Origin of the sequence: Streptomyces sp. NPDC020917 (genome assembly GCF_044333795.1) — a bacterium.
Classification (GTDB): Bacteria; Actinomycetota; Actinomycetes; order Streptomycetales; family Streptomycetaceae; genus Actinacidiphila.
The window spans coordinates 1-6637 of the sequence record NZ_JBIRRR010000050.1; the positions used below are offsets into that span (position 1 = coordinate 1).

General features: G+C 70.2%; 4 protein-coding genes and 1 pseudogene. 1 reads left to right on the forward strand and 4 read right to left on the reverse strand.

Translation table 11 applies throughout. The annotated features are described in order from the left end of the window. Window positions 1-378: 378 nt before the first annotated feature. The 4 genes from ACH4TG_RS40840 to ACH4TG_RS40855 form a co-directional block, all read right to left on the reverse strand. Window positions 379-1437, reverse strand: a complete 1059-nt coding sequence (locus ACH4TG_RS40840) for a hypothetical protein (RefSeq protein WP_398248377.1) — start codon at window positions 1435-1437, stop codon at window positions 379-381. Window positions 1438-1558: 121 nt separating this feature from the next. After that, a complete protein-coding gene (locus tag ACH4TG_RS40845; protein ID WP_398248379.1) occupies window positions 1559-4006 on the reverse strand; it encodes a Helicase associated domain protein in 2448 nt (815 codons plus the stop codon). 90 nt (window positions 4007-4096) lie between these two features. Further along, the gene (locus ACH4TG_RS40850) at window positions 4097-4270 is read right to left on the reverse strand and encodes a hypothetical protein (RefSeq protein WP_398248381.1); all 174 of its coding nucleotides are present in this window, start codon (window positions 4268-4270) and stop codon (window positions 4097-4099) included. Between the two features lie 1140 nt (window positions 4271-5410). Next, window positions 5411-5662: a hypothetical protein gene (locus tag ACH4TG_RS40855; RefSeq protein ID WP_398248383.1), complete on the reverse strand. Its 252-nt coding sequence runs from the start codon at window positions 5660-5662 to the stop codon at window positions 5411-5413. Window positions 5663-5796: 134 nt separating this feature from the next. Here ACH4TG_RS40855 and ACH4TG_RS40860 point away from each other — a divergent pair. Continuing rightward, window positions 5797-6382, forward strand: a pseudogene (locus ACH4TG_RS40860) (TlpA family protein disulfide reductase). Window positions 6383-6637 lie beyond the last annotated feature (255 nt).

Below are 6637 nucleotides of genomic sequence, written 5' to 3' on the forward strand. Positions count from 1 at the left end.
CCCGTGCTTCGCACGGGGGTTGCATCCGCTTTGCGGATGCCGGCCCTTCGGGCCTGACTGGGCTTCCGCTTCGCTTCAGCCCAGTTGTGGCGCTAACGCGCCTTCAGGTCAGGTCCGCTTCGCGTCCCTTGACGGACCTTCAGCTTCGCCTTCGGCCCTCTGTGGCCCGCTGGCGCGGGCCTCGCTGGCTACGATGCGGGGGTGGCTGAGGATTGTGTGTCAGGTTGATCTCTCTTGCCTTCATGGAGTACGGGTGCTTCCTTAGCCTAAAAGTTTCTGAGAATTCGAATTCTCCCCTCCTCCCTACGGGACGCAAGGACCCAGTCATCTGGTGCTGAGTGAGGTGATGTCAGTTACCGCTTGCTGTAGGAGATTTGCCTAGAACGGCCGAGCGTACGGGCGGTCCTTCACCCGGTCGTAAATTCTGCGCAGCCACGGCTGCCGGACGGCGGGGAGCCGCGCCAGCGTGTAGAGGAAGACTCCCCAGTCGGGCCGGAACACTCCCCACGGATGCATCGGCAGTGGATCGTCGCGGAGGACGCCGTCGGGCAGCCCACCTGCTGCGGGCACGGGCAACGGTTCCTTGTGGAAGGCCAGGTGCATCCACACGTCGGCAGGGAGGGGCACTGTCCTCGCGCTGCTGGGCGGCTGCCACGCTTCCCCTGTCCGCGGATGCCGCGGAACGAGCAGGATGTCCGGGTCAGGCCCCGGGGCAGGCAGGCCCGGGCCGGCCAACGCCGCCGTCTTCGCCGGCGGCTCCTTAGGGAGCAGGGTGTCGAGCGTGCGGCGGAGGGTGTCCGCGGCCAGGCCGTCGGGGACGGTCACGGGTGTGCCGTCCGAGGTTGCCAGGAGGTGGGCCAGCGCTACGCCGGCTGCCGCAGCCCATTGCGGGCTCCAGGCGCCGGAGGGGTCGACCGCCGGGGTGGGATGCACCTCGGTCGCCAGCGCTTGCCAGTCGGCTGTCCGGGGTGCGGGGTCGTCGGCGGGGATGCGGCGCACTGCGGGCGGCGCGAAGCGCACGGCCTGCCAGAGCGAGCAGTCGTCGATGCGAGTCGCCACGGGCTGTCCGCAGTGCTCGCAGGCGAGATTCGGGCCGTCGCGCCCGTCGAGCCCGCAGCAGTAGCCGTCGCAGCGCTCCGGTATCAGGACGGTGCCGCGGGTGTCACCGGGCGCAATGATGATCGTTCCCGGGTCGCCGAACGGCAGCGAGTACACCGGGGCGAACACCCCACGGGCTGCCGCTTCGTCCTCGTCGACCTCGCTCCAGCGCCGCCAGGGAGGCCCGAACGGCTCCGGGTCGACCGTGTACGTCCCCGTCTCCATGAGCACCGGCAGCAGGCCGTGTCCCCACGTCTGGCGTGCATGGACGGGAAGTGCGACCTGCGACAGCGGGGCGCTGAGCACGGCGTCGCACACCACACACGCGAACACCGTCATGCGCCCTCCCCCGCCCTGGACATGCGGAGTATCCCGGCTCCGCGATCACCGGCCAACAGGTTTTAGCTGCCGCGGTGATCGGCCGACGGCTCCTCACCGGCGCGAGACTCCAGCCGGACAATCAGGCGAGCTGGGTGACGGGGGTGGTGTCGTCGGTCCAGTCGCCGTCGAACAGTGAGGCGATCAGGGTGGCGTGGTCGGCGGGGAGCTGGCCGGTGCGGTGCTTGGTGCGGGCCTTGGCGAGCCAGGGCCCGATCTTGACGGTGTCGCCGTCGACGAGGATCTCCTCGCGGGCGGTGGGGGGTCGGCCTTCGCGGACGATGAACAGCTCGAGGAGCTGGACGGTCTGGGCGAAGGTCCGGCGGGCCTTGGAGGGCGTCTTGAGGGGGTTGGTGGCGGGGGTGAGGCCGAGGTCGGTGAGGAGCTGCTGCTGGCCGGGGTCGAGGGTGGTGAAGGTGGTGAGCTGGCGGTGGAGCCAGCGGCCGATCTTGACCGTGCCGATGACGGTGTCGGCTTGGAGGGCGGCGGGGTTGTGGCCGGCGGCGAGGTGGGCGCGGAGCAGGTGGTATTTGCGGTGCCAGTCGGGGCCGTGGGGCAGGCGCCAGTGGGGGTCGATGGCGTCGAGGTCGGCGGTGCGGGCCGGGTCGAGGCGGCTGTTGGCGGCCAGTGAGCGTTGTTCGGCGAGGAAGGATCCGCCGGGGGCGGTGACGGGGATGGCGAGGTGGCCGTGCGCTTGGTGGTAGTCGGCGGCGGTGGTGAGCTGGGCGCGCCAGGTGGCGTCGTGTTTGTCCCAGATCATGTCGAGGGCGTCGAGTTCGGCGATCCAAGCGGCGTCGGCGGGGTCGTGGGGGTTGAGGCGGCCGGTGCGGCGGGCGTCGCGCATGCCGGTGATGAAGGAGCCCAGGTTGTAGCCGGTGGGGTCGGTGTAGTCGGTGGGGACGTCGAGGTGGCCGTGGTCGTCGTGGAAGGCCTGGGCGGAGGCGAGGCCTTCGCGGCGGGGGCGGGAATCGGCGGCGCGGGGGTCGAAGGAGACCAGGTCCATGGCGCGGGCGATTCGTTCGGGCTGGACGGTGAAGTCGAAGTGCCAGCGGTGCGCGATCAGCTCGCGGGTCTCCTGGGGGAGGCGATTGGTCTTGTTCGGGAGGCGTTCGGCGATGCGGTGGTCGTGGCTGGCCAGCGCGGTGGCAATCGCCCAGACCGGCTCGTAGGAGGTGCCGAGGATGTCGGTCGGGTTCGCGGCGGGTGGGATGTAGGCGGGGATGACCAGGCTGGCGACCTTGCCGGCCTGGGCGGGTTGGCGCAGGGCGCGGCCGAGGGCCTGGACGACGCGGATGACGCTGCGGGAGACGTCCGCGAAGACGACCGCATCCACGCTGGGGATGTCGACGCCCTCGGCGACGACCTTGGCGTTCGCCATGATCGCGCACGGGGCCTGGGCGAAGCGGGCGAAGACCTCGGCGCGCTCCGCTGGGGTGTGGTCGCCGTCGACGTAGAGCGTCAGCGGGTCGAGGTCCGGGCACAGCTCGGGGGCGGTGGTGCGGAGCAGGCGCAGGGTGTGGCCGAGCTCGCGGGTGAACCTTTTGGCGTCGGCGACGAGCTGGAAGTACACCAGGACCCGCTTGAGGTGGTGTTCGGCCATGGTCTTCAGCACGGCCAGGTGCAGGGCCGTGGTGCGCAACGCATCTCCAACCCCTCCCCCGGCCCCAAGGGTGGTGGGGAGGGCCAGGCGGGTGCGGAGCTCCTCGTCGCTGATGGTCGGCACGATCACCCGGTAGTCCGCCAGGACGCCGTCGGCGACCGCCTGGGCGAGCGGGTACTCGAAGATCTCCTTGCCATAGACGGGCTCGGAGTCCATCGAATTCGCCGACGCATCCACATCCGACTCAGCAAGCCGGCGGCGGCGCGGGCGGCGCACGTCCGCGGACTCCGCCAGATCCGGACCACCGAAGATGCGCGGGGTGGCGGTCATGTACAGGCGGCGATCGGCCTTGATACGGGCATTGTCATTGATCACCGCCCACTTCTTGTCCGCGCGGCCAGCGATGCGGTGCGCCTCGTCCATGACCGCAAGATCGAACGGCGGCACCGAGCGGCCAGTGCGCTGCGCCGCCTCGACCTTGTCCAGAGAGTCATAGGTACAGAACACCGTCACCGTGTCCAGGACGCCGCTGCCGACCGCGGACAGCACGGCCGACAGGCCGGTGGCGTCGCCGGTGGAGCCGACATTCGCCTCGGCCAGACCTGGGTGGGCCCGGGTGTCCATCGAGCAGACCGCCACCATGGCCTCGGTGCGTCCGTCCCTCCGCCAGGCCAGAGCGGTCTGCGCGATCAGATCCAGCGTCGGCACCACCACCAAGGTGAGCTGCGATCCGAGCGTGCCCGCGAGACGGATCGCCACCAGTGTCTTGCCCGTACCGCACGCGGAGACGTACAAGCCCCGGGTGCCCGGGCGGTGCAGGTGCCGCACCGCACGCTTAAGGCCAGCCTGCTGATCCGCACGCAGCACAACCGGCGCGGCAGCAGGATCAGGGACAGCAGAGTCAGGGGCGGCGGTACGCATACGAGGCATTCTCCCGGGCCTGCGGGTGAGGTGGCGCGTGTACGCGTTGAAGTGCGGCGACGCGTCCCCTGGCGCACTTCTCCGCCAGCCGCGCCCGGATCAGTCGGTGCCCGTTCCGCGCAGTCGCTGGAGGGCTGCAGCTGCCAGCGCCTTCTCGCGCACATCCGCGTCCGTGTCCTGGCCGAGCCGTTCGAGGACGATCACCGTCCCGGGATCGGGATCCGCCTCCGGCCGGGGGAAGCGGTCCAGGGCGACGGCGACCCAGGCGCGCACGCGCGCCTCGCGATCGTCGGCAGCGGACGGCGACGAGCTGGCGGGCGGCGACCGGCGCAGGGACCACGACGGAGGCAGGCAGTGGACCGACCACGGCGTGCCGGCCGGGCCGGTGGCGCGGACGGCGGGGATGGGCCGGCGGCGGCACGGCGAGCAGAGCGGCGGCCGGCCAGGCGGCAGCCCGAGGCAGGGCCCCGGCGGCGGACGGCGGACCACGAGCGGCGACGACCTGCAACGAGCCGGCCGGCAACAACGCGGAGGCGGCGGCCAGGCGGCGCCACGCGCGTGTCGGCGACACCACGCCGGACGCGCGGCAGTTGACGCGTCGTCTCAACCGACCTGAATCCCGGTCTCAGAACGTGAGACCCTCCCGCTCACCGCATCCGAACCCAGGCACCACCACCAGACCGCCGCAGTCTCAAAGACTGAGTCATCCCAGGCCACCACACCACAAACGATCACCACCGACTCGAACAGACTGAGACAACTCAACCGCGGTCTGGAACGGACACCCGGTCGGGGTATGGATGAAGAACCAGCGGGCCGCAGGCCGGAAGCTCGCGGAGATCGAGACACGGCACGAGGCCGGCCTGCCCGTCGGCTCCACCACCGGAGCGCTCACCCAAGAGCGCCGGGACGCCCTCGACGACATCGACCCATCCTGGTGCCCCGCCTGGCCCGTCGCCTGGCAACGCTGCTACCGCCTGTGCCGGACCCTCATCACCATCGGCGCCCCGCTCCCGACCGCCGCAGGGCAGACCACGCTCCAGGGCGAAGACCTCGGCGCCTGGATCCAGACCCAACGCCTGGACTGGAACGCCCTTCTACCCGCGCAGCAGTGGATGCTGGAGAACATGCTCCACCTCACCCCGGCAGAAGCCTCCGAGCGGCCACCAGCGCCCCGCACACAAGCCGACAAATGGGCCGCGAACATCCGGGCCGCCCGGCAGTTCCACACCCGCGAGGGCCACCTGCAGCCGTCCAGGGCGGGTCGACAAGCTCGGCGCGGAGCGGCGCCAGGAGCTGACCGAGCTGGGAATGCGCTGGTAACAGGGGCGTGCAGGCAGGCCCCGTGGGGGCTCGGGCCCGCCCTCGTGCGCCGCGGTCCTTGCACGGTGGCGCGGGACCGCGGGCTTCAGCTCAGTGAGTGCCGCTCTGGCGGGGACGCTTGAGCTGCTCGCGGTTGCTGTACACCGACGCGCTCGCCACTGCCAGCCACGCGACTGCGAAGGTCGACAGAGCACTGGGGCTGATCATCGACTCGCCGAAGATCGCGTACCGAATGGGGCCGGCGATGCAGTACGCAAGGGCTCCGTACTTCAGGCCCGCCATCGCTGCGGTGCGGTACACCTCAACTCGATCACTGCCACCAGTGCCAGTATCGATGCGCATCTGTCCCCCCTTGCCCGCATGCAGAGAGCATGCGCTGGTAGGAACACATCCACAAGGGCCCGGCCCATGCTTCCCCTTGGGGGCCCCGCCGACCCAACCCCGAGTCGCCTGAAGGGCCATGCGAAACTCCCCGCATGGACTCCTCCCGCGCCCATCGGCGCCGCCTCCCGCGCGGCGCCGCGACACTCGCGGGAACCGCAGCGCTGACACTGACCGCCGCCGCCTGCACTTCAAGCTCATCGGCCCGCCGGCGCCGGCGAGATCATCACCGTCAAACCCGCCGACCGCAAGGCTGCCCCCGCGCTCAGCGGCAAAACCGTCGACGGCGGCACCGCAAGCCTGGCCGCCTACAAGGGCAAGGTCGTGGTGATCAACGTGTGGGGCTCGTGGTGCGCCCCCTGCCGGGCCGAGGCCCCCAACCTGGCCGAGGTCGCCAAGACCGACGCCGCCAAAGGCGTACAGTTCCTCGGCATCAACACCCACGACACCGACGCGGCCAACGCCGCCAGCTTCGACAAACGGTTCGGCATTCGCTACCCCAGCTTCTACGACCCCTACGGCAAGCTGATCCTCCACTTCCCCAAAGGCACCCTCAACCCCCAGGCCATCCCCTCCACCCTGGTCGTCGACCGGCAGGGCCGGATCGCCGCGCGCGTGCTCAAAGCACTGAGCACCACGGAACTGCACCAGCTGATCGACCCGATCACCGCAGAGAAGTGACCTGACCGGCAGCACGCTGACCGAACACGCCGAGGAATCAGGTGGTGCAAACGGTGCAGTACTCCTACAAGACAGAGACCTTGGGGACCATGGTCGACGCGGAGGGACAGGGCGATAGCCACCCGAAAGGTGGTCGTGTTCTGAACGTGTCCTGCCTCTAAGAGGAGCTAACACAATGCTCGGATGCGTCTGAAGACGATGATGCAGCAGGCGAGCTTGAGGAAGGCCTCGTGGATGTCGTCGCGGACTTCCCAG